Source organism: Bacillus sp. FDAARGOS_527 (genome assembly GCF_003812125.1).
GTDB classification, from domain to species: domain Bacteria; phylum Bacillota; class Bacilli; order Bacillales; family Bacillaceae_G; genus Bacillus_A; species Bacillus_A paranthracis.
The window spans coordinates 963,673-985,875 of the sequence record NZ_CP033795.1; the positions used below are offsets into that span (position 1 = coordinate 963,673).

At 34.2% G+C, this 22,203-nt stretch carries 22 protein-coding genes and 3 pseudogenes; 16 read left to right on the forward strand and 9 right to left on the reverse strand.

Translation table 11 applies throughout. The features are described 5' to 3' along the window. Positions 1-8: 8 nt before the first annotated feature. Entirely contained in the window at positions 9-1,832 is a 1,824-nt protein-coding gene (gene asnB, locus EGX95_RS07375) for an asparagine synthase (glutamine-hydrolyzing) (protein ID WP_046951981.1), read from the reverse strand. A gap of 264 nt (positions 1,833-2,096) precedes the next feature. Here asnB and EGX95_RS07380 point away from each other — a divergent pair, with 264 nt between their 5' ends. Together EGX95_RS07380 and EGX95_RS07385 are read left to right on the forward strand one after the other, a co-directional pair. Next, positions 2,097-2,663, forward strand: a complete 567-nt coding sequence (locus EGX95_RS07380) for a sigma-70 family RNA polymerase sigma factor (protein WP_000840039.1) — start codon at positions 2,097-2,099, stop codon at positions 2,661-2,663. Continuing rightward, entirely contained in the window at positions 2,660-3,766 is a 1,107-nt protein-coding gene (locus tag EGX95_RS07385; RefSeq protein ID WP_000653153.1) for a DUF4179 domain-containing protein, read from the forward strand. The genes EGX95_RS07380 and EGX95_RS07385 overlap by 4 nt, the downstream gene beginning before the upstream one ends. Positions 3,767-3,806: 40 nt before the next feature. Here EGX95_RS07385 and EGX95_RS07390 read toward each other — a convergent pair whose 3' ends face one another. Beyond that, positions 3,807-4,880: a WD40/YVTN/BNR-like repeat-containing protein gene (locus EGX95_RS07390; protein WP_000825334.1), complete on the reverse strand. Its 1,074-nt coding sequence runs from the start codon at positions 4,878-4,880 to the stop codon at positions 3,807-3,809. A gap of 189 nt (positions 4,881-5,069) precedes the next feature. On the opposite strand from EGX95_RS07390, the gene EGX95_RS07395 reads away from it, so the two are divergent. Both EGX95_RS07395 and fbpA read left to right on the forward strand, forming a co-directional pair. After that, on the forward strand, positions 5,070-5,969 hold the full coding sequence (locus tag EGX95_RS07395; RefSeq protein WP_123805477.1) for a cation diffusion facilitator family transporter: 900 nt from the start codon (positions 5,070-5,072) through the stop codon (positions 5,967-5,969). A 193-nt stretch (positions 5,970-6,162) separates the two neighbouring features. After that, entirely contained in the window at positions 6,163-6,333 is a 171-nt protein-coding gene (gene fbpA / locus EGX95_RS07400; RefSeq protein WP_000098301.1) for a Fur-regulated basic protein FbpA, read from the forward strand. 56 nt (positions 6,334-6,389) lie between these two features. Here the strand turns inward: fbpA and EGX95_RS07405 are convergent, their stop codons facing one another. Further along, positions 6,390-7,061 (reverse strand): GntR family transcriptional regulator, encoded by a 672-nt coding sequence (locus tag EGX95_RS07405; protein ID WP_001992741.1) that lies wholly within the window; start codon positions 7,059-7,061, stop codon positions 6,390-6,392. A gap of 16 nt (positions 7,062-7,077) precedes the next feature. Continuing rightward, positions 7,078-8,043: a DMT family transporter gene (locus EGX95_RS07410; protein ID WP_033670227.1), complete on the reverse strand. Its 966-nt coding sequence runs from the start codon at positions 8,041-8,043 to the stop codon at positions 7,078-7,080. Between the two features lie 253 nt (positions 8,044-8,296). Between EGX95_RS07410 and EGX95_RS07415 the strand changes: the two genes are divergently transcribed. Continuing rightward, positions 8,297-8,956 (forward strand): class I SAM-dependent methyltransferase, encoded by a 660-nt coding sequence (locus EGX95_RS07415; protein WP_001104685.1) that lies wholly within the window; start codon positions 8,297-8,299, stop codon positions 8,954-8,956. A 332-nt stretch (positions 8,957-9,288) separates the two neighbouring features. Further along, positions 9,289-10,692, forward strand: a complete 1,404-nt coding sequence (gene nhaC, locus EGX95_RS07420; protein ID WP_000843974.1) for a Na+/H+ antiporter NhaC — start codon at positions 9,289-9,291, stop codon at positions 10,690-10,692. A gap of 100 nt (positions 10,693-10,792) precedes the next feature. Here nhaC and EGX95_RS30280 read toward each other — a convergent pair. Beyond that, positions 10,793-10,870 (reverse strand): annotated as a pseudogene (locus EGX95_RS30280) (short-chain dehydrogenase); the annotation flags it as partial. 190 nt (positions 10,871-11,060) lie between these two features. Between EGX95_RS30280 and fumC the strand changes: the two are divergent. Next, positions 11,061-12,449, forward strand: coding sequence for a class II fumarate hydratase (fumC, locus tag EGX95_RS07430; protein WP_000456614.1), 1,389 nt, complete (start codon positions 11,061-11,063; stop codon positions 12,447-12,449). Positions 12,450-12,513: 64 nt separating this feature from the next. Here the strand turns inward: fumC and EGX95_RS07435 are convergent, their stop codons facing one another. Next, complete coding sequence (locus EGX95_RS07435) at positions 12,514-12,936, reverse strand: PH domain-containing protein (protein WP_000669080.1); 423 nt, start codon at positions 12,934-12,936, stop codon at positions 12,514-12,516. A gap of 166 nt (positions 12,937-13,102) precedes the next feature. Here EGX95_RS07435 and EGX95_RS07440 point away from each other — a divergent pair. Further along, a pseudogene (locus tag EGX95_RS07440) lies at positions 13,103-13,219 on the forward strand (permease). On the opposite strand, the gene EGX95_RS29990 reads toward EGX95_RS07440, so the two are convergent. Continuing rightward, positions 13,184-13,369 (reverse strand): hypothetical protein, encoded by a 186-nt coding sequence (locus tag EGX95_RS29990; protein ID WP_001997191.1) that lies wholly within the window; start codon positions 13,367-13,369, stop codon positions 13,184-13,186. The pseudogene EGX95_RS07440 and the gene EGX95_RS29990 sit on opposite strands and share 36 nt — an antisense overlap. Positions 13,370-13,578: 209 nt before the next feature. On the opposite strand from EGX95_RS29990, the gene EGX95_RS07445 reads away from it, so the two are divergent. Together EGX95_RS07445 and EGX95_RS07450 are read left to right on the forward strand one after the other, a co-directional pair. After that, the gene (locus EGX95_RS07445) at positions 13,579-14,343 is read left to right on the forward strand and encodes a DUF2087 domain-containing protein (protein ID WP_001280290.1); all 765 of its coding nucleotides are present in this window, start codon (positions 13,579-13,581) and stop codon (positions 14,341-14,343) included. 98 nt (positions 14,344-14,441) lie between these two features. Further along, on the forward strand, positions 14,442-15,851 hold the full coding sequence (locus EGX95_RS07450; protein ID WP_000804168.1) for an MATE family efflux transporter: 1,410 nt from the start codon (positions 14,442-14,444) through the stop codon (positions 15,849-15,851). A gap of 56 nt (positions 15,852-15,907) precedes the next feature. Here the strand turns inward: EGX95_RS07450 and EGX95_RS07455 are convergent, their stop codons facing one another. Continuing rightward, complete coding sequence (locus EGX95_RS07455; protein ID WP_000762144.1) at positions 15,908-16,606, reverse strand: peptidase E; 699 nt, start codon at positions 16,604-16,606, stop codon at positions 15,908-15,910. Positions 16,607-16,999: 393 nt separating this feature from the next. Here EGX95_RS07455 and EGX95_RS07460 point away from each other — a divergent pair. From EGX95_RS07460 to EGX95_RS07480, 5 genes and pseudogenes are all read left to right on the forward strand, one after another. After that, positions 17,000-17,399: pseudogene (locus tag EGX95_RS07460) on the forward strand (DUF3942 family protein). A 102-nt stretch (positions 17,400-17,501) separates the two neighbouring features. Then, positions 17,502-17,915, forward strand: a complete 414-nt coding sequence (locus EGX95_RS07465) for a BlaI/MecI/CopY family transcriptional regulator (protein WP_000495061.1) — start codon at positions 17,502-17,504, stop codon at positions 17,913-17,915. 4 nt (positions 17,916-17,919) lie between these two features. Next, complete coding sequence (locus EGX95_RS07470) at positions 17,920-18,732, forward strand: M56 family metallopeptidase (RefSeq protein WP_000871965.1); 813 nt, start codon at positions 17,920-17,922, stop codon at positions 18,730-18,732. A gap of 55 nt (positions 18,733-18,787) precedes the next feature. Continuing rightward, a complete protein-coding gene (locus tag EGX95_RS07475) occupies positions 18,788-19,342 on the forward strand; it encodes a TlpA family protein disulfide reductase (protein ID WP_000733158.1) in 555 nt (184 codons plus the stop codon). 18 nt (positions 19,343-19,360) lie between these two features. Beyond that, complete coding sequence (locus EGX95_RS07480; protein ID WP_000454841.1) at positions 19,361-20,041, forward strand: prolipoprotein diacylglyceryl transferase family protein; 681 nt, start codon at positions 19,361-19,363, stop codon at positions 20,039-20,041. Positions 20,042-20,091: 50 nt separating this feature from the next. Here the strand turns inward: EGX95_RS07480 and EGX95_RS07485 are convergent, their stop codons facing one another. Further along, complete coding sequence (locus tag EGX95_RS07485) at positions 20,092-20,637, reverse strand: helix-turn-helix domain-containing protein (protein ID WP_000427640.1); 546 nt, start codon at positions 20,635-20,637, stop codon at positions 20,092-20,094. Positions 20,638-20,786: 149 nt separating this feature from the next. On the opposite strand from EGX95_RS07485, the gene dsdA reads away from it, so the two are divergent. Then, positions 20,787-22,118 (forward strand): D-serine ammonia-lyase, encoded by a 1,332-nt coding sequence (dsdA, locus tag EGX95_RS07490; protein ID WP_000675897.1) that lies wholly within the window; start codon positions 20,787-20,789, stop codon positions 22,116-22,118. Positions 22,119-22,203: the final 85 nt, after the last annotated feature.

Below are 22,203 nucleotides of genomic sequence, written 5' to 3' on the forward strand. Positions count from 1 at the left end.
CCTTTTTGTTAAGCAATATGAATATGATATGTTTTTAACCATTCGTTTACTTGTAGCATGTATTCCATAGCACTTCTTGCTTCGAAATTGTTAATTTCTTTATTACTTCCATCGGCAATAGCAAGTAATGTGGAATGATTAATAAGTGAGAAAATAGGATTGTTTTTATTACTGCACATGTCGAGTGATAAATGACGAATTGTTTTTAAATAATGTGGGTCTTGTGAAGTTGGATAAGCACTTTTTCTTCTATTGCGTACATCGTCAGGTAAAGCAGGTTTCAGTGCTCTACGTAAAATGCCTTTTTCAATATTATCAATGCTTTTTATGTTGAAAGGAACGTTCCATAAATATTCAACTAATCTATAATCGCAAAACGGTACACGAACTTCAAATCCTACAGCCATACTCATACGGTCTTTACGGTCAAGTAAGAACGGAAGAAATCTCGTTAAAAATAAATAAAACATTTGACGTTGTTTCGCGGATTTTTTACTTTCACCTTCAAGAGTAGGTACTTCAAGTATCGCTTCTTGGAATCGTGTATCAATATAGTTTTCTAGATTACATTGGTTACTTATTTCATGTAGTAGAAGAGGAGATGTATTCTTCCAATTTGTTAGCCAAGGAAACTTATCGACATATAGTAATTCTTCTTGATGAAACCAAGGGTATCCACCGAATACTTCATCAGCAGATTCGCCGGATAAAGCTACGGTCGCATCTTTTTTCATTTCGCAAAATAGTAAATATAGTGAAGTTTCCATTTCGCCAGCACTCGGTAAATCTTTTGCACGGAGGGGAACGAATAAGTGATTAGCTAATTCTTCAGCATTCACAATAATATCATGATGAGATGTCCCTACATGTTCAGAAACGCGTTTTACCCAAGGAGCGTCTAAACCAGTGCGAGCAAATGTCAGCTCGAAATCTTTTGCGCTATTTACAAAGTCAACGGAATACGTATGAAGTGTTTTATTTTCAGCAGCAAATTCTTTTCCTGCTAGTGCAGTAATACCGCTAGAATCTAATCCTCCTGATAACATGCAGACGAGAGGGACATCGGCAATTAATTGTCTTTTTACTGTATCTTGTAAAATAGATAAAATATGTGATGATGTATCTTCTATAGAATCTGTATGGACCTTACTTTCTAAATTCCAATACTTCGTAACTACTTTTTTATCACGTGTAAACGTTATAGAATGTCCAGCACGCACTTCTTGAATATGTTTAAAGACGCCACATCCTGGAGTTCGAAATAACCCTAATCCAAATATTTCATTTATGCCATCCGTATCAATTTCAGCAGGGACAGATGGATGAGCTAATAATGCTTTAATTTCAGATCCGAAAATAATACTGTCATTTCTTTCTGTATAAAAGAGTGGTTTTACGCCTAAATGATCACGTGCTAAAAACAGTTGTTGCTTCTGATCATCCCATAAGGCGAAAGCGAAAATGCCGTTTAAATGTTGTACGCAGTCTTCTTTCCATTCTAAATAAGCATGTAGTAACACTTCTGTATCTGAATGCGTTTCAAATGTATGACCACATTTCCTAAGTTGTTCTCTCAGCTCACGGAAATTATAAATTTCTCCATTATAAGTAAGAGCATACGTATAATCACCAGCACGAAATGTCTTCGGCTGTGTCCCACCTTCTGGATCAATTACAATTAAACGGCGGTGTGCAAAAGCCGCGCGAGGTGAAAACCAAAATCCTTCAGCATCCGGACCGCGATGCTGAATACGATTTGCCATCTTTTTTAAAATAACATGTTCATTGGAAAGATCTTTATTCCAATTTACCCAACCTGTAATTCCACACATACACATCTCATCTCCTAATTTTAAATAGTAGGTTAACGAAATAAAATGTACACTAAGTTAAAGAATGACTATATAAATAGTGTACTACATGAATCAAATTACAGACTTGAGAAAATTTTCTTTGGATGCATAGTTATGTGAGACAATGGCTAAGGGAAAGTATTCCATTACATACAAAAAATAATTAAAAGATGAGAGAAAATATTTTTTTAGACGTTATATAGGGTGTAAAAGCTTTTACAAAAAAATAAGGGGAATCGCTACATGAAATCAAATGAGAAAAATTATATAAAAAGATTAAAGCGACAAAAAGAAGATGCGCTAGAATTTGTTGTCGATACATACTTACCGCTCATAAAAGGAATAACCCACAAAGTTCTTCTTCCAGTTCAAAATGATGGACTCATAGAGGAATGTGTAAACGATATATTTCTTTCCATATGGAATAACGCAAATAAATTTCATGGAGAACCAAATGATTTTAAAAAATGGATTGCGGCAATTGCGAAATTTAAGGCGATTGATTATTACCGGAAGGCAACTAAAAAAGTAGAGATTATTTCGGATGAGTTTCATATTAGTACGGAAAAGTCAGCAGAAGATGAATTAATCGTTATGGAAGATAGGGAAGAGTTATTGAAGCTTATTAATCAATTAGAACCGTTAGATCAAAAGGTGTTCATTATGAAATATCTTCTTGGTATGAAGACAGAAGAAATAGGAGACAAGTTAGGGTTAACTCGGGCAGCGATAGATAATCGTGTGTATCGTGGAAAAAAGAAACTACAACAAAATGCTACGAAAATTAGTTTTGGAGGTAGTGTCATATGAAAGACATTTATGAACTATTAAATGATATTGATATAGATGAGAAAGAACTTGAGGAAATTGAGGCTTCTGAAATTGAAAAAGAAAAAGTAAAGCGCAATGTAAAACAATCGATGCGTACGAAGAAAAAGATGAAAAGTTGGAAAAAAGGCGTTGCTGCTGCATCTATTTTAGTCGGCGTATCGGTTGCCATGCTTGGCATCGGATTTCCGACATACGCTGGAGGATTACCAATAGTAGGTGACATATTCCGATTTTTAGATAATGGTAGAACAGGGTTATATGAAAATTATAAAGAGTTTTCGACTGAATTGAATATGACGAGGGAGAGTAATGGGGTTAAGGTTACCATTAATGATGCTGTGTTCGATGGTAGAACTATTACAATCACATATTCTATTGAGAGCGAAAAAGATTTAGGAGAGAAACCGTTCCCATTTGGAAGTCCGCAAGTTATGGGCTTTGATGGCGGAGGAGGTAGTTCAAACGTTACAAAAGTTGGAGAGGGGAAATATGTAGGTATGACTACGATGAGTGGTCATGGTAGTGAAAGATTAGATGTTGCAAATGTTTGGTGGGATATAGAGGCAATTGAGTTGGATTATGAAGGTAATGTAATAAAGGGAAACTGGAATTTCGCACTTAGTTTAAAAGCAATGGATAGTAAAGAAGTAAAGGTTAATAGGGTTTCTGAAAATGAATTAATAAAAGTAAATATAGACAAAATGGAAGTAACTCCGATGTCATTTATCGTTTTTTTCAATCAGGAAGAATCTAAAGTATTAAGAAGTATATGGGATAGCGCTGATGTGGAATTAGAAATAAAAGATGATTTAGGAAATAAATATGCTGGTGAAGGAAATGGCGGAACTAGTACAGTAGCAGAACCGCACAAAAGTAGTTGGAGTTCGACATTCCAAAAGTTAAATGAAAATGCAACAAAGCTTATCGTTACACCTCACGTGCACTTGCGAGTTCATACACCTGAAAATCATGGTGGAGTGGAGTATGTGAATGGGAAAGAGAAGAAGATTGAAGTACCGAAAAAAGAAGCGAAGAGCAAAGATATTGTTCTAGATGATATCGTAATTGATTTAAAGAAATAGAAGAGAGACTGCCTAAAACCATTAGGCAGTCTTTTTTTCGTTAAGGAGTAGTAACGAGTAATGCATGCGGGTGTTGTGTTTTATACTCATCTTTCCACGGAATGTTTAGTTGTTCCCACGATTCACCGCTATCATTGGATTGAAACAAGCCGTTGTTATTTAAAGTGTAAAATGTATGTGGTTCTGCTTCGTTTGTCGCAAACATCGAAATGACTGTACCGATTGCAGATGGTAGTCCTTGTTGTACTTGCTGGAACGGAGTATCTTTCGTTTTACGATAAATATAAGATTCATAAGGAATACGGTGATGAGCGAGATCTGCACTCGGTGCGGCAGAAACGAGAATTGTATTACAATCAGCTGGATCGATAGCCATGCTATATAAATAATGATGTTCAAGTCCATCACTACATGAAATCCAGCTGTTTCCACTGTTATAACTTTCAAGATATGCGCGATCAGGTCCGCCCATAAATCCGTCACCACATGATGCATAAAGGCGATTTGGGGCTTCAGGGTGCATAAGTAATTGATGAGCATCGATAGGAGCACCGAATTTTTTATCAATCCATGTATGCCCTTTATCGTTACTTTGAATAACGGCACCAGCTTCGATTGAAACGTGGATTGTATTTGGATTGTTTGGATCAACCGTAATCCAGCGTACGTGATGAGTAAAAGGTCTAGGAGGGAAAGCCCACGTATAAGAAGATAATAATGATTTCATATTTTTTAGTTCCGTCCACGTTTCCCCACCATTTTCTGAACGGAATAAAGCGCTCGGTTCTGTGCCGACATAAACGGCGCCATATCCGTTAACTTGTTCATTCGTGCTTATCGTAATGGAAGTGATCGAAGAATGTAAAATACCATCTTCTTTTGGAAAATCAAAGTAACGATAAGAATCTCCAATTGGTCTCCATGAATCTCCGCTATCGTCACTTAACCAGAGACCTCGTCCAAAAGTGCCGCAATATACACGATTTTTTTGAAATGGATCAACAGCGATACAGGTAGGTTGCATATTTTGTAAGTGATACGCCGCTTCATAGTTACCATATCGTTCTTTCACTACAACAAGTTCACGTTCCATACAGAGAAATAAACGTTTCATTTTCGTAACCTCCTTAAAAATTCTTTCATTAGTAAACAATATGAAGCTGAAAAAGAAGTAGTCTTATTTTTTGTTGAGAAAAAGGACTTGTTTGAAAAGTATCGAAGTGTGAATACAGAGGAAGCGGGATAAAGACAGGGAGTTTGTTTCATACTAACATACAGATATAGCACTTAAAGGAGTATAAGTATGGGACATTCACATGATCATGGTCATTCCAAAAATAAAAAGGCATTACTACTTGCATTCTTACTAACAACCAGTTTTATGATTGCTGAAGTTATTGGGGGATTTGTAACAAATAGCTTAGCACTACTATCTGACGCGGGGCATATGCTAAGTGATGCAGTATCTTTAGCTTTAAGTTTACTTGCGTTTAAACTCGGAGAAAAAACAGCAACAACTGCGAAAACATATGGATATAAGCGAGTCGAAATGTTAGCGGCATTATGTAACGGTGTCGTCCTTATTGTCATTTCAATATACATTTTTATTGAAGCAATTCGCCGTTTTAAAGAGCCAGTTGAGATTGCTAGTAATGGAATGCTTATTATTGCTGTACTTGGTCTGCTTATTAATATTTTATCAGCTGGGATATTAATGAGAGGCGGAGATGTGAAGGGTAATTTAAATTTAAGAAGTGCTTTCTTATACGTATTAGGCGATCTATTAGGATCAGTTGGAGCGATTATTGCTGCGTTACTTATTAAATTTTTCGGATGGACTGCTGCAGATGCGATTGCTAGTATTCTTGTGTCTATTTTAGTCATTATTAGTGGATGGCGTGTAACACGTGATACGGTCCATATATTAATGGAAGGTGCACCGCAGAACATAAATGTTGAAGAGGTAAAAAGTACATTGTTAAATATTCCGGTTGTAAAAGAAGTTCATGATTTGCACATATGGTCTGTCACATCGGATTTTCAAGTATTAACTTGCCACTTGATTATTAAAGGAAATGAAACACAAAGTGTATTAAAAGAGGCTACGGAAGTATTAAAAGAGGAGTTTCATGTAGAACATGTCACCATTCAAGTAGAAATAGATGGTGAATTTAATCATAGTGAGACAACTTGCAAAGTATGAAAGAAAAAGGATAAGAAAAAGTGTCATAACATTTTTCGCACGGCATACATATATATAATGTGGCCACAAATACTTTGTAAGGTAAATATTTCATGAAATTACTTTACTTATAAAGAGTCATCTTTTATAATCAAAAGTGGTAATTGATAAAGATTATCATTTTCAATGATCGTAGAAAGGAGTTTTTTAAAAGATGAGTAGTCAACTCCGTTTTGCTGTTGAAAATCGTAAGAGGCATTTAATTGATGAGTTAATTGGAGCAGGTGTGTTTAAAATTCGTGACCGACAATTATACGAGCTGTCTTTAGAGGAATTGGAAAAAGAGTACGAAGATATGGAAGATTATGCAGATATTCAGGCATAGCTATATATATTAGTAAAAAGAGAGCTGGTTACGATTTTGTGTAGCCAGCTCTCTTTTTATTTCGTAGAAATTATTTTTTGTATTTCTTTCATTGGACGGAGCCAGTTTTGAGTCATCATTTGTTCCATTTGTTTTTCATCCTGCTTCTGTAATGCTTGAATGATAGAGTGATGTTCTTCAATAGATTGACTTGCTGGAACAAAGTTTTGGAAAAACAAATATTCAAGGCGTAAGACGTGAAGTTGCATATTTTCTAGAAAGGGTTCAATATATTGATTTTTAGCAATAGAAGAAATGGTATTGTGAAATTGTATATCTAGTTGTAAAGCTTGTTTTGTGTTTTCTTTCTCTATAGAGTACTGAAAGTCATCATTTATTTTAGAAAGTAGCTTCAGATCAGCGTCTGTAATGTTTTGAAGTGCTTGTTTTCCTATAATAGAGTGAAGACCAGCCATCGTTTCATAAATGATCGGAATGTCGTCTAACTGAATAGGAGCAATTTTTGTTTTTTGTCCAGGTACCATTTCCACTAATCCAGAAAGCTCTAATATTTGAAGCGCTTCTCTCACAGGTGTTCTGCTTACTCCTAGTGCTTCAGCCAGTTCCCCATCATTAATTTTTTCATTGGGCTTCAGTACACCTTCAATAATCCAATCTTGTAGTTGATTTAAAACGAGTGATTTTGCTGAAACTCTTCCTAGTTTTTTATTATTTTGAGGGATAGGCATAGTGAATTCAATCCTTTCATTGTATATTTTCCTTTTTCTCATGAACAAGCTTTAATTCGGGTTTCCCTTCATCCGGTTTTTGGCTTAAGATAAGCACCATTACAATGACACAAAGGGCCCCTAATAACTGAAAAGATTGAAATGGTACATGTAATATAAGTACAGAAGAAATAATAGCTGCGAGTGGTTCTGTACAACCGAATAATGTCGTTTCTTTCGGGGTTAAGTATCGTATGCTGTCTAAGTATAAATAAAAGGCAATAAGTGTCCCAAAAATGACGACAAATGTGATGAGCGGTAGAGTACTTAATTTTACATATTTCACAGTTGATAATAAAATAAATTCTTTCGTAGAAATAAAGTGTACAATCGTTACACCAATACCCCCAATAATCATGCCCCATCCAACGATAACAGAGGAAGACCATCTTTCTAGTAATCCCTTTGAATATAAACTATAAAAAGCGAGAGATAATCCAGATAAAATCCCCCAAATAATAGCTGGTGTAGAAACAGCTAAGTTATGCACAGACCCGTTTGTTAGTAAGAGGAAAGTACCTACTAATGAAAGGGTAATTGAAATAAAATCAATTTTTGATGGACGAACGTTCCATTTGAAAAGTAAGTATACAGTAATAAATATAGGAGCTAAATATTGCAATAATGTTGCAACGGCAGCATTTCCTTCTTTAATAGAAGCGAAGTACGTGTATTGTACAGCAAGCATACCGAATAGGCCAAACAATATCATTTTAGTAGCATCAGATCTTTGTTTCCATATGCTGAATATTTCTTTTTTTCTCGTTCCGAATGATGAAATAATGAGCAAGATAACGCCCGATATAAGCAATCGAATTGTAACTAACCATTCAGTAGAAATATTGTCATATTGAAAAAGTTGTTGTGCAGCTGTTCCGGACAAGCCCCATAAACAAGCACCGATGACAACCATAATGATTCCTTTTAGACGATTTGGATCCATCATGTAGAGAGTCCTCCTTCCAGAAAATATATTGTATACAATATGCAATATATCACGAAATGAATGAAAAATAAACTGAAATTTCTGTACTGTGAAGTAGGAATTATAGTATTTTCAGTTACGTTTACGATACAAGTGAGTAGGTTAAATAAAGAGAGATAAAATTATAAAATTAAATCATAATCAACAGGATAAAAAAATAAAGATAAGAGTAATTTGGTTTGTTAAAAATATGTGTAGAAGGAGATACGCGATGAACTGGGTTACTCATAAACCAACATTTGAATTTGATAATTTTAGTCCATTTATTCGTGCGAATACTGCGTGGCTTGGGCATTTGGAGTTCGCATACGATTTAGTAAGATTTGAAAAACCAGAAATATTAGTTGAGCTAGGTACACATCTAGGCGCTTCTTTTTTCAGTTTTTGTCAAGGGGTAAAGGATGGGGGATTATCTACAAAATGTTATGCTGTAGATACTTGGACTGGAGACGGGCATACAGGTCCATATGGAGAAGGTGTTTTCCAAATCGTAGATAAAGTGGTGAAAATGAGCTATCCCAATATAGGTAATTTAATTCGATCTACTTTTGATGAGGCTGTTGATCAATTTCAAGATGGAACGATAAACTTGTTGCATATTGATGGCTATCATACGTATGAAGCAGTTTCTCATGATTATAAAACATGGTTACCGAAACTTGCGAATAACGGTATTGTGTTATTTCATGATATTGAGGTGAAAGATCGAAACTTCGGCGTGTATAAGTTTTGGGATGAAGTCACAGCAAAGCACCCTCATTTTCAGTTCCAGCATTCATATGGACTCGGCGTATTATTTCCGAAAGGTTGTAGCGATAAGTTTGTGGAAATACTTAAAAATAAAGAAGAAATACAAAATATGTATAAATAAAAGTGGAGCATGCATCATTTGAATGATGCGTGCTTTTTTGTGTGGGGAATAATGATATTCCTTTAAACGGTGAGGATAATAGTAAAAAGTTTTATGTTGGCAAATATTAAAAAAGTTACTCTTTGATTGTTAAATATAAAAAATGTAACATTTTTTATATTTTCCATTGCGAAAAGTAGCATCTACTTTTACAATAGAAAAGGTGTCCAATATATTATACTGGAAAAATAAATCGAAATAATATGAAAATTTTGTTTTGTCTTCGCTAATTGTATATTACATACATGTAAGACGACACACGTCATGTTATCGACTTGTAAGGAGAGAAAAAAATGAAAAGTGTAAGATTACCATCGATGCTAGAAATCATAGTTCTTTTATTATTATTTCTTGCTGTTGTCTTTTCCTTCCAAACGATTTTTGATCTCCCAATTCAATTAGCGCTATTTATTTCATGGTTTTTAGTAATTGCGCTTGGATTAAGATTAGGATTTCGTTATCAAGAATTGCAAGATGCAATTACGAAAGGGATTTCTAACGGATTAGAAGCAATACTCATTTTAGTTGCAGTAGGTGCTTTAATTGGAACATGGATTGCTGGTGGGATAGTACCAACATTAATTTATTATGGATTAGAATTTATTCACCCTAGCATATTCCTATTAGCAACATTAATTATTTGTTCGATAACTTCTATCGCGACAGGAACATCATGGGGAACAGTTGGAACAGCAGGTATTGCAATGATGGCGATTGGTGAAGGTCTTGGGTTACCATTACCACTTGTTGCTGGTGCAGTTCTTTCAGGTGCTTATTTCGGGGATAAATTATCGCCACTTTCTGATAGTACAGTACTTGCAGCATCTATGGCAAAAGTAGATGTTATTGCACACGTACGAGCTATGCTTGTATTAGACGTTCCAGCGTATATTATTACTAGCATTATGTTTACTGTAGCTGGTTGGATGTATGGCGGAGATAACGTAGATTTAAATCGAGTAGAATTTTTAAAGGAATCATTATTAAAACACTTTGATATTAAAATATGGATGTTAGTTCCGGCGATTATTGTCATTGTCCTATTAGCAATGAAGAAGCCTTCTATGCCTACAATTGCAATGGGAGCTTTACTTGGCGCAATTTGGGCAACTGTTTTCCAAGGAATGCACTTTGGAGACGCAATTGGAACAGCATATAACGGATTCTCAATTCAATCAGGCGTTGAGTTTGTTGATAAGTTATTAAACCGTGGCGGAATTAACGGTATGCTCGGTTCAGTAGCCGTAATTATTTTCGGTTTAGGGTTTGGTGGATTACTTGAAAAATTAGGTGTTCTAAAAGTAATCGTATCAAAATTCGAAAAGAAATTAAATTCTGCTGGTAATGTAACATTATCTACATTAATCGTTGCATTTTTAGCGAACATATTTGGATGTGCGATGTACGTATCACTTATTTTAACACCGAAAATTATGCAAGAAAGTTATGATAAACTAAAAATCGACCGCCGCGTATTAGCGCGTAACTCAGAAGTAGGTGGAACATTAACTTCAGGTATGGTTCCATGGTCGGATAACGGTATTTTTATGGCTGGTATTTTAGGTGTTGCGACGATATCATACATTCCATTTATGTGGTTAAGCTTCGTATCGTTAATTTTAGCAGTTATTTACGGATATACAGGCAAGTTCATTTGGTATGTAGATGATGCTGAAAAAGGAAAAGAAGCATCATAAATAAAAAATCACCTTCTACGTGTTGTAGAAGGTGATTTTTTATTTTGTAATAGGAGTTGAAGAGGTTATCTCATCCTCATATTTAGCAATTTTTTGTTGTATCTTTTTTTGCTAATTGACGAACAAGTTCATATCCAATTCCTTTATTTGCACCTGTTATGAAAGCATATTTTTTCATATTGAATTCCTCCAGTATTGTTATAGTAGGTTACAAAGGAAAGAATACAACCTAAACTTAAGTTTAGGTCAAGAGGAGTTTTTAAAATAAATATAAAATATCTATTTATATGAGTGAGAATTCTTATCATTTAAAGGGAAGTCTGTTATTATAAGAAATGTAGGTATTATATTTTCAAGGGGATGAAAACATGGAGTACAGAATTGAAAGAGATACATTAGGAGAAATTAAAGTTCCAGCTGATAAATTATGGGCAGCACAAACACAACGTAGTAAAGAAAACTTCCCGATTGGAACAGAGCAAATGCCGCTTGAAATTGTAAAAGCGTTTGCCATTTTAAAGAAGAGTGCAGCGCTTAGCAATCAAAAATTAGGAAAGCTATCAGAAGAAAAAGCAGAAGCAATTGTGACAGCAGCTGACGAAGTGATAGCAGGGAAATGGAATGAACATTTTCCACTTGTCGTATGGCAAACAGGTAGTGGTACTCAGTCAAACATGAATGTGAATGAAGTAATTGCAAACCGAGGGAATCAAATTTTGAAAGAGAAAGGATTTGACGTACATATTCATCCGAATGATGATGTGAACATGTCTCAAAGTTCAAATGATACTTTCCCAACTGCGCTTCATGTAGCATGTGTACTCGCAGTAGAAAATCACGTGTTACCAGCAATTACGAAATTAAAAGAAACGTTAGCAGAAAAAGTAAAAGCATTTGAACATATTATAAAAATTGGTCGTACACATTTACAAGATGCGACACCGTTAACATTAGGACAAGAAATTAGTGGATGGCACCGTATGCTTGAAAAAACAGAGCGTATGATTGCAGAGAGCAATACATATATGAAAGAGCTTGCGATTGGTGGTACTGCAGTTGGAACAGGTATAAACGCCCATCCTAAATTTGGTGAGATGGTATCTGAGGAAATTAGCCAATTTACAGGTAAGCAATTTATTTCTGCACCAAATAAATTCCATGCATTAACGAGTCATGATGAAGTTGTATATACGCATGGGGCATTAAAAGCATTAGCAGCGGATTTAATGAAAATCGCTAACGATGTGCGCTGGCTGGCAAGTGGTCCACGTAGTGGGCTAGGAGAAATTATTATTCCAGCAAATGAGCCAGGAAGCTCTATTATGCCAGGTAAAGTAAATCCAACGCAAAGTGAAGCGTTAACGATGGTTGTAGCACAAGTGATGGGAAATGACGCAACAATCGGATTTGCAGCGAGCCAAGGCAATTTTGAGTTAAATGTATTTAAACCTGTTATTGCATATAACTTCTTACAATCTGCTCACTTATTAGCAGATGCAATTGTTTCATTTAATGATAATTGTGCAGTTGGTATTGAAGCAGATGAAGAAGTCATTAAAGAGAATGTGAATCGTTCATTAATGCTTGTTACTGCATTAAACCCGCATATCGGATATGAAAATGCAGCGAAAATTGCAAAGCATGCTCATAAAGAAGGGCTAACTTTAAAAGAAGCAGCATTGCAATCTGGATTACTAACAGAAGCGCAATTTGATGAAATTGTCGATCCGAAAAAAATGATTGCTCCGAAAGAGTAATAAAAAAGCCAAGATTCTTTGTTTAGAATCTTGGTTTTTTTATTACTGTAAATGCCAAAATATATTATTTGTTAGCAGACATATTCAATATTTTCATATGTGGGCAGTTTTCTTTTAAAAGTGCAATGAATTTTTCTTCTTCTTGTGGTACGAAAGTTGTCACAGAGTCGAATAAATTATAATGGATTTCTAATTGCTGTCTAGTCCATTTCTTTGAATGAAGTTTTTTACCAGAGTATTTAATGTGGCGAATATCTTCAAAGGGAATTTCAGTACGTAGTATGAAACCATGTTTTACGAAAAGAGATGATTCCGTTACGTTGTAGTGAGAGAAATAGAATGAAGAAAGATTCACGATATTTAGCAGCATCATGAGGGTGAAAAAAATAGAATTTTCATTTTGGAAAAATAGTGAAATGAAAAAAATCATGATAAATAATGTAATAAAAATGACGTGAAATGGATTTTTTTTCGCTTTAAATTTCAAGTTAGTCACCTCGGTATACGTGTACTTTAACTAAATTAAATCATAACATCGTAATAAAACGTGTGAAATTTCTTGATGGGATACATTCAAAAGAAGTTTTGTAATAGTGGAGTGGCATGAAGTGACTTACAAGAATAGGAAGATAGTGTTAGTCATAATTAGTTGTATGATGATTATGGGGAGTTGTGCTAATACATTTGTTTAAGATAGAAACCGAAAGCATACATTTGTACAAGCAAGTAAGGTTTTAGTTGAGACTGTAAATAGAATCTTTAAAAGATAAAGGTGTTTTCGTATACGGAAACACCTTTTTTGTAGTTAAAATTGAATGTACTTTCTCCCAATGTCCATATTCACTAATTGCATATGTATTTTGGGCAATTTGTTTAACAGTAAACCAAGGGTCGTGCAGAATAGTCATGTTTTGTTTCACATCCTATCGTAATTTATTAAATACATTCGCTTTTTATTGCTTCATGTCCTTTTTAAAGAATATTTTATAGACATTTTTTATAAAGGTTTGAAAAATAGGTAAACGAAACATTGAAATGTTTATTTCGTTTATGTTAAGATGATGAAGTGATAATAAACGTTATTGAAATTTGTTTATTTTAAAACGGACATTTTAAAGGAGTGTTTAGTATGAGCGATATTTCAGAGAAGTTTTGGGATGCGTCGGTAGAGGAATTGAAAAAAGGGTATGTGTTTGATGAGGAAACGGAAGAGTATATTTGTTTAGCTTGTGGAGAAACGTTTATTAAGGGTGTTATTTATCAAGATAATCAAGTTTTGTATGAAGCAGAGAAGTTTGTACAATTGCATGTGCAAAACGAACATACATCTATGTTTGACTATTTATTAAACCTTGATAAGAAGTATACGGGTTTAACGGATTTGCAAAAGAAGATGGTTCAGTTTTTCCATATGGGGCTGAATGATAAAGAGATTGTGAAAGAGATGGATGGCGGAAGTACTTCAACCATCCGCAATCATCGGTTTACACTTCGAGAGAAAATGAAGCAAGCGAAAGTGTTTTTAGCGTTAATGGAACTGTCAGAAGAAAAATCAAAAGTACAAACGAAATTTGTACCCATTCATAGAACAGCAACGATGGTAGATGATCGTTACAATATTACAGAAGAAGAAAATGATGAAGTGTTAAAAACGCATTTTACAGAGGGATTAGATGGACCGCTTTCTAAATTTCCAAAAAAGCAAAAGCGTAAATTAATTATATTACGTCATTTAGTGACGAAGTTTGATAGTAATAAAAAGTACACTGAAAAAGAAGTAAATGCTATTATAGAAAGCGTATATCCGGATTTTGTAACTTTGAGAAGATATTTAATCGAATACGGGTTTTTAGATAGAACAGCTGATGGAAGCCAATATTGGGTGAAGTTATAATATAGGGACAAGAAAATGAATAGAAGCACATCGTTATAACAACTATACAAAGAGATAGAAGTTGAAAAACAGATTTTTAATAAAAGGAGAAATGAAATTTGAAACCACCTACAAATAACAATAAAGAAGGTGCGGAGTCACATAAGTTAGAAAGTGAGAGTAAACCGATTTGGAAATCGATGTCCATGTTTTTAGTACCGTTACTATTAAGTAATGTACTACAATCAGTTGGACAATTATTCGGTATGGTAGTAGTAGGAAGATGGCTTGGAGTGAATGATTTAGCGGCCATATCGGCATTCTTTCCTCTATTTTTCTTACTCGTTTCATTTGTAATTGGTATTGGTTCAGGTAGTTCTATTTTAATAGGTCAGGCGTTTGGGGCAAAAAACGAAGATCGTTTAAAAGCGATTGTTGGTACGACGCTAACATTTACCTTTATTATTGGAGTTGTGTTAGCGATAGTAGGTAGTATTTTTGCAATGGATATTATGCGCCTTATGGGGACGCCAGAAAATATTATTGAAATAAGTGTACATTATGCACGTATTTTATTTATATCGATGCCAATCTTATTTTTATATTTCGCATACACAACGTTTATGAGAGGTACAGGAGATTCTAAAACGCCATTTTACTTTTTAATTGTAAGTACAGCGCTAAATATGATCTTATTACCAATCCTTATTTTTGGATGGTTAGGTGCTCCAAAATTAGATGTGTATGGAGCAGCCTATGCTTCTGTTATATCTACAGTTATTACGTTTATTGTCATGTTAGTGTATTTAAAGAAAAAAAATCACCCACTACAATTAGATAGTACGGTAAGGAAATATCTTCGAATGGATTGGGGGTTATTAAAGCTTTTACTACGACTTGGTATTCCAGCGAGTATTAATATGATATTAGTTTCATTATCAGAAATTGCGGTAATCGCGTTTGTAAATCGTTACGGTTCGGATGCAACAGCAGCTTATGGCGTTGTGAACCAAGTTGCAAGTTATGTGCAAATGCCAGCAGTTAGTCTTGGTATTACAGTCTCCATTTTTGCTGCCCAATCAATTGGTGCGAATCAATTTGATCGATTGCAGAAAGTTGTGAAGGCCGGAATTATTATGAACTACGTCATCGGTGGTGTGCTAATATCTCTCATTTACTTGTTCTCAAGAGACATTCTATCACTATTTTTAACGAGTCAAACTACAATTGAAATTGCTCATAGCCTAGTTATGATTACATTATGGAGTTATTTAATTTTCGGGCATGCGCAAATTATTAGTGCGACAATGCGAGCAAGCGGTACAGTATTATGGCCAACTGTTATTGGCGTCGTATCAATTTGGCTTGTTGAAGTACCTGTAGCGTATTACCTTTCTTACCATACAAGCCTTGGCATAGAAGGCATATGGATTGGATACCCAGCAGCATTTATTGTTAGCTTAATACTACAATATGCATATTATAAGCTTTCATGGCAGAAGAAACGAATTACACGATTAGTGAGTTAAACACTAAAAATGTCCCTAAGTTATTATACTTAGGGACATTTTTTATAAGTGCAGATTTACAAATAGCTTTTTAAAGTAATATCAAAATGTTGTCTAATGAGTTTATTATCACTCATGTAAAACTCCCACGCTTTTTCTGGTTCACCGATAATTTCAAAAGATTCTTCTGTAATATATAAGGCACAATTATCCTCTAGTGCAATGCCTTCTATATTCCCTTGATGATTTTGTAAAAAGGAATGGAAGGCGTTCATTCTATTTAATTGATTATAATGTGGACAAAACCTTTTGTTCACAATTCCCCAGCCGTTGCTCTCTATATAACCGGAGCCTTCATAATCTGAGCGGATGCTAGATGTGAACCAGCACATAGCACCAGCGCTACACCCTGCAATGAGCGTTCCTTGCTGCAGAGCCGATAGTAATTTTTCATCGAGCTTATGTTCTTTCCATTCTGTAATCATTTGAATATAGTTCCCGCCACCGAGATAAATTAAATCAGCAGACTGAATCATTTCGTTTATTTCATATTTAGAAGGTGTATCGGCTATAATACGTAAAATTTGTACGTCACAGTGTAATTGTTTTTCAAATGTGTCTAAAAATAATTTTATATAGCTTTCATCATCATGACTAGCTGTAGGAATGAATAATACTTTCGGATACTGTTTATTTGTTAATTCTATAAGTCGCTCATTAATAGGCGAGTGATTTGAATCTTGTAAATCACCGCCACCAATGACAGCTAATTTCATAGTAAAGCACCACCTAATCATTTTCGTTATATAAAAATTCGATAGAAGAGAGTTACATTCCTTCTGTGATGTAATGATTAAGTAGAAAATATAGTTTAAATATATCGGGATAGTAAAGCAAAGGCTGGTTATATTGGGAAATGAATTAAAAACAATTTATTAATATATAATACTTCTTACTATTGTTTCAAAATATGGAAACAATATGTTTAAATAGATATAACGAAGCATGAATTCATATTGAATGAGTGCTTATCCTTTAAAAAAGAATTGGAAATAATAGAGATTTTACAAATGAGTTTTTACTTTTAATAGGAAGTTATATTACAATATGGTAAAATTATTTCAATATATTTATTTAATATAAAAATACAAAGAGGGAGCGTGAAAAAAGTGGATTTTCGATTTGAATTTACAACGAAGGTGAAAGAATACTTGGATGATGAGAAGGATGAAAAAATAATAAAAGATGGACATAGAGATATTATTTTTCAGTATTTATATCCGCCTAGAGAGTGAAATTGGTATTTATAAAAATCCTAACTTTACTTTTTTTGCATCAGGAAGACGCTCGCATATCGTATTAGAAAACATTGAATTTAAAACAGAGGTAAATGTAAAAAGTAACATCATTGAAATTACAAAAATAGTGGATAATGTCGTTATCCCGTTAGATACTATCGTAGCGAAAGATCGGGAATTGTTTGCACTTGGACGTAATGAGAAGTTTAATGTACAAATATTAGAGCAGTATCTCTTTGATACGTTTGGTGAAAAATTAGGTTTAAAATGAATGGAATTGCCTATGATAGGTAGTTCATTTTCGTATATATCATTTACGTTTGACCTTTCATGTAATTTGTACTACAATTCGTAGTGTGAAAGGAGCCGCATTATGTTTACTCAAAACTATAAGCTAAATGAGCAAGGGTTAAATCATTTCTTTGGACCGCTTGAAGCGAAAATTATGGAGATTGTTTGGTCTAGCGAGGGTATTACGATTAAAGAAGTACAGCAGAAATTAAGCGAAGAATCACCTGTGAATTTTAATACTGTGATGACAGTTATGAACAGGTTAGTAGAGAAATTACATTTAGAAAAACAGACTGTGAAAAGAAGTGGCATATATCTTGCTGTACAAACAAAAGAAGAATTCTTATCCAATCAAACGAAGAAAATGACACAGGAATTGATGGGGGAATTTGGAGATTTGGTTGTAAATCATATGCTAGATGAGTTAGAGCAGGCTGATCCGACTTTAATAAAAAAGTTAGAAGATAAATTGAGTCAGTTAAAAAAAGAGGATTAATGAAATGAAATGGCAAATGCGTAAAATCGTATTGTTAACAGTAATTGTTAGTACCCTTTTTGTTAGCATGTTATTGTATTACGTTACATATCCATTTCTTTTTCAAAATAAGGCGTTCTTTCTTTCGAATTTTTGCTTGTTTCAGTTAGAAAAACATATGAAAGAATTATCGCTCATTCGTATTATAATTGCTGGATTTCTACTACTTACTGTGTTTATCGTGTGCAAAAGAATGTGGCGACAATTTTTCGATACTAAAAGATTACAAAAAGTACTTATCGCCTTTGTTCGAAAAGGAAAACAAATATATATATTGCCGACTGCGGAAGTTGTGGCATTTACAATTGGATTATTTCGTCCGAAAGTTGTCGTGTCAGAAGGGATGCTTCAAACATTTTCAGATGAAGAAATGGATGCGATTATTTTTCATGAAGAATATCATCAAAACAATCGAGATCCGCTAAAATTATTTTGTTTTACGTTATTAGCAGAAGGAATGATATACATCCCGATATTAAAAGGGCTATTGCAGCGCTATCATGTGTATCAGGAGTTAGCTGCAGATAAGTATGCAATGCGGAAAATGAAATCTAAATTCGAGTTAGGAAGCGCATTATTAAAATTAATTAAAATAAAGACAATGGAAAATCGATGTGTTACAGCTTCATTTGCAAAAACAGCAATAAATTTACGAATTGAGCAAGTGTTACATGAAAAAGTTGTTAAGCTTACTATTCCGTTACATACGAATTCGGTATATGTAACAGTAGGTTTATTCTGTATGTCGGTTGTACTGATTGTAGGAGAGTGCATATAGCCTCTTTTTTTTAAGAATTAACACTACTTTATGTAGTGTTTTGGGAGGAAGAAAAGTGAAGAAACTAATTGCTATTATACTAGCCGGAGCACTAATTTGGGCCGGAGTGAATTTTTATAATGCAAAGAAAGAAGAAAAAGAAAGAAAAGCGAAACAAGCGGAATTACAGAAAACAGAAGTATTACCACAAGTAGGATTTAAAGCACCAGACATAACATTAAAAGGATTAGACGGGAAGCTGTATTCGTTAAATGATGCAAAAGGTAAACCATATCTTATTAATTTTTGGGCATCATGGTGTGGTCCATGTGAAATGGAGGCACCTGACTTAGTTCATATGTATGATAAATATAAAAAGGATGTTGAAATCTTTGCGGTAAATGCAACAATAGGAGATCCAGTGCAAGAAGCGAGCGCTTTTGCAGATCGTCATGGATTTCAGTTTCCTGTTTTACTAGATATGGACGGAGTAGCTGGATTAGACTATAAAGTATTTTCTTTACCAACGACATTTTTTGTTAATAAAGATGGAATTATTGTAGAGCAAGTACGAGGCGTATTACCTCCAGATCAATTAGAAGAGAAATTTAAGAAATTAATTGAGAGTTAAAGAGGGGATTTTGTATTAATGGAGTGGATCGTGAGGATACAATCTGTAGCTCTTATAATTGGAAGTCTATTTGGATTTATATTGATGAAACGAAAGATGAAGAACGAAAGTGTACCATATGAAAAAATGATGGATGCAGTAACAAATGCTTTTCTTATCATCGTATTTGTATGGAAATTTGCACCGGCAATTATAAATCCAGTATGGGCTATTAGATCACCACTGCAAGCATTATTAGCTATAGGAAGTATGAAACATATTATAGTAGGATGTATAATTGCGAGTGTATACATTGTTTGGAAAAGTAAAAAGGAGCAATTTTCGCTTCGTATTTTACTTGATGCATTGCCCATTGGGTTTTGTATGAGTATTATTTTTTATTTTCTATTCCACCACAAAATAGGTGTACAAACGACACTGCCTTGGGGTGTGAAAATATATGAATCTAAATTTATATATCATCCCATTTTCGTATATGAGATCATCCTTGGTCTTTGTATACTGGGCTTGTTATGGATGAAAAATGAAAGACTGGGAAATGGAAAGAATATAAGTGTTTTTCTAATAGTTGAGGGGTTTGCTCATATTATTATTTCGCTTGTTAGTGAACAGAATTCGGTTTTATTTGGTTTATCGATGCAGCAAATACTAAGTTTTTGTGTTATGAGTTTAGGGATTTTGTTCGTGCCGAAAAGATAAAAATAGCCATGTACGGAGGAATCCGCACGTGGCTATTTTTATTACATCTATTAAAAAATCGGCGGAGTAACAGAAAATAAAACAATGGCATTTTTCTCGAATTGATTTACCCATTTATGTTTTAAATAAGCGGGTATTTTTACGCTATCACCCGTTTCTAATATGTATTCTTCTTCATTTAAATGTAATGTGATTTTCCCTTCTAATACAAATGCTAATTCTTCACCTTTATGCTCTAGCACATTTTCTGATGAAGCTGTATTCGGCGGGACGGTCATAATTGCTGTTGCTAAATTTCCTGTGAAATCAGGTGATAGCATTTCATATGATAAATTATCGATAATCATTTTTTTGCGTTTATGAGAACGTACAATTAAATCGTCTGTATTGGTATCTTCAAGTAAAAAGCTAAATGTTGGAACATCAAGAGCTTTAGCGAGTACTTTTAATGTTTGGATAGAAGGGTTGGCAGATCCACGCTCAATTTGACTTAACATAGATGGTGTAATATCAGCCATCTTTGCAAGTTCTTTACTCGTTAAACCTTTTTCTTTTCTTTGTTTTTCAATTTTTTTACCAATATCTATATTTTCCATAATGAAAATCTCCTTACTAATTATTAAATTATATTTAAATAAATTAAATTAAAATTAACTAAAGTGAAAAATTTATGTTAAACTATATTAAAATTAATTTAATTATAATTTATTAAATCGTAAGCTACAAGGTGATGAGGAGGAAGAGAATGAAGGGAATAGAGAAATTAAAAGAGGGATATCCACTCTTAAATAAATTAATCGCAACAGAAGAAGTGTTTTGGGTGAATCCGAACATGGAAAAGTATGAAACGGCAATAAAAGATTCGCCACTCAGTGAAGAGAATGTAAAAGATGCGGAGGAGAGGTTAAAGCGTTTTGCATCATACATTGCGAAAGTTTTTCCTGAAACGAAAGAGACGAAAGGCATCATTGAATCACCTTTATTGAAAATCCCTTCTATGAAACAAGCTTTAGAGAAACATTACAAGCAACCTATTTTAGGAGAATTATTATTAAAATGTGATAGCCATCTCCCAATATCAGGATCAATTAAAGCTAGAGGCGGCATTTATGAAGTGTTGAAACATGCTGAACAATTAGCTTTGCAGCATGGTATGTTAACAGAAGAAGATGATTATTCCATTTTAGATAGTGATACATGTAGAGAGTTTTTTGCAAAATACTCAATTGCTGTAGGTTCTACAGGTAATTTAGGGCTAAGCATTGGGATTATGAGTGCGAAACTAGGTTTTAACGTAACGGTTCATATGTCAGCAGACGCGAAACAATGGAAAAAAGATTTATTAAGAAGTAAAGGTGTAAATGTTATTGAATATGAAGCTGATTATAGTAAAGCAGTAAAAGAGGGGCGTCAGCAAGCAGATACAGATCCTAGTTGTTATTTTGTAGATGATGAAAACTCACATGATTTATTTTTAGGATACGCAGTAGCAGCATCGCGTTTACAAAAACAATTAGAAGAGTTAGAGATTGTAGTGGACGAAGAACATCCTTTATTCGTTTATCTACCATGCGGAGTAGGGGGCGGACCTGGCGGAGTCGCATTTGGTTTAAAGTTATTATATAAAGACAACGTACACTGTTTCTTTGCAGAGCCAACACATTCACCATGTATGTTACTCGGGTTAATGACAGGACTTCATGATAAAATCGCCGTTCAAGATATCGGAATTGATAATGTAACAGACGCAGACGGACTTGCGGTAGGAAGGCCGTCTGGATTTGTCGGTAAAACGATGGAACCATTTTTGAGTGGGAATTACACAGTAAGCGATGAAGAGTTATATAGATTGTTAAAAGAACTAGCTGATACAGAGAATATTTATTTAGAGCCTTCTGCATTAGCTGGTATGATAGGACCAGTAAAAGTATGTAAAGAAGATGCGTATTTACAAGAGCAACAGTTAATGAAGGAGATGAAAAAAGGTACTCATATTGTATGGGGAACTGGTGGTAGTATGGTTCCAGAAGATGTGATAAATGGGTATTATAAAACGGGTGAGAGATTAACAATATAAGAAAAATGAGGCTAGTTGTAGCCTCATTTTTTCATGTACATAAAAATCTTTGTTATTTTCACAATAGTTCTTTATAGTATATATA

Bases quoted from the DNA above. Each gene is read 5' to 3' on its own strand.
- asnB (WP_046951981.1), bottom strand. From the start codon at position 1,832: ATGTGTGGAATTACAGGTTGGGTAAATTGGAATAAAGATCTTTCCAAT.
- EGX95_RS07480 (WP_000454841.1), top strand. From the start codon at position 19,361: ATGGAGTGGATCGTGAGGATACAATCTGTAGCTCTTATAATTGGAAGT.
- EGX95_RS07470 (WP_000871965.1), top strand. From the start codon at position 17,920: ATGAAATGGCAAATGCGTAAAATCGTATTGTTAACAGTAATTGTTAGT.
- dsdA (WP_000675897.1), top strand. From the start codon at position 20,787: ATGAAGGGAATAGAGAAATTAAAAGAGGGATATCCACTCTTAAATAAA.
- EGX95_RS07465 (WP_000495061.1), top strand. From the start codon at position 17,502: ATGTTTACTCAAAACTATAAGCTAAATGAGCAAGGGTTAAATCATTTC.
- EGX95_RS07445 (WP_001280290.1), top strand. From the start codon at position 13,579: ATGAGCGATATTTCAGAGAAGTTTTGGGATGCGTCGGTAGAGGAATTG.
- EGX95_RS07395 (WP_123805477.1), top strand. From the start codon at position 5,070: ATGGGACATTCACATGATCATGGTCATTCCAAAAATAAAAAGGCATTA.
- fumC (WP_000456614.1), top strand. From the start codon at position 11,061: ATGGAGTACAGAATTGAAAGAGATACATTAGGAGAAATTAAAGTTCCA.
- EGX95_RS07455 (WP_000762144.1), bottom strand. From the start codon at position 16,606: ATGAAATTAGCTGTCATTGGTGGCGGTGATTTACAAGATTCAAATCAC.
- EGX95_RS07415 (WP_001104685.1), top strand. From the start codon at position 8,297: ATGAACTGGGTTACTCATAAACCAACATTTGAATTTGATAATTTTAGT.
- EGX95_RS07410 (WP_033670227.1), bottom strand. From the start codon at position 8,043: ATGGATCCAAATCGTCTAAAAGGAATCATTATGGTTGTCATCGGTGCT.
- EGX95_RS07385 (WP_000653153.1), top strand. From the start codon at position 2,660: ATGAAAGACATTTATGAACTATTAAATGATATTGATATAGATGAGAAA.
- EGX95_RS07390 (WP_000825334.1), bottom strand. From the start codon at position 4,880: ATGAAACGTTTATTTCTCTGTATGGAACGTGAACTTGTTGTAGTGAAA.
- EGX95_RS07485 (WP_000427640.1), bottom strand. From the start codon at position 20,637: ATGGAAAATATAGATATTGGTAAAAAAATTGAAAAACAAAGAAAAGAA.
- fbpA (WP_000098301.1), top strand. From the start codon at position 6,163: ATGAGTAGTCAACTCCGTTTTGCTGTTGAAAATCGTAAGAGGCATTTA.
- EGX95_RS07405 (WP_001992741.1), bottom strand. From the start codon at position 7,061: ATGCCTATCCCTCAAAATAATAAAAAACTAGGAAGAGTTTCAGCAAAA.
- nhaC (WP_000843974.1), top strand. From the start codon at position 9,289: ATGAAAAGTGTAAGATTACCATCGATGCTAGAAATCATAGTTCTTTTA.
- EGX95_RS07380 (WP_000840039.1), top strand. From the start codon at position 2,097: ATGAAATCAAATGAGAAAAATTATATAAAAAGATTAAAGCGACAAAAA.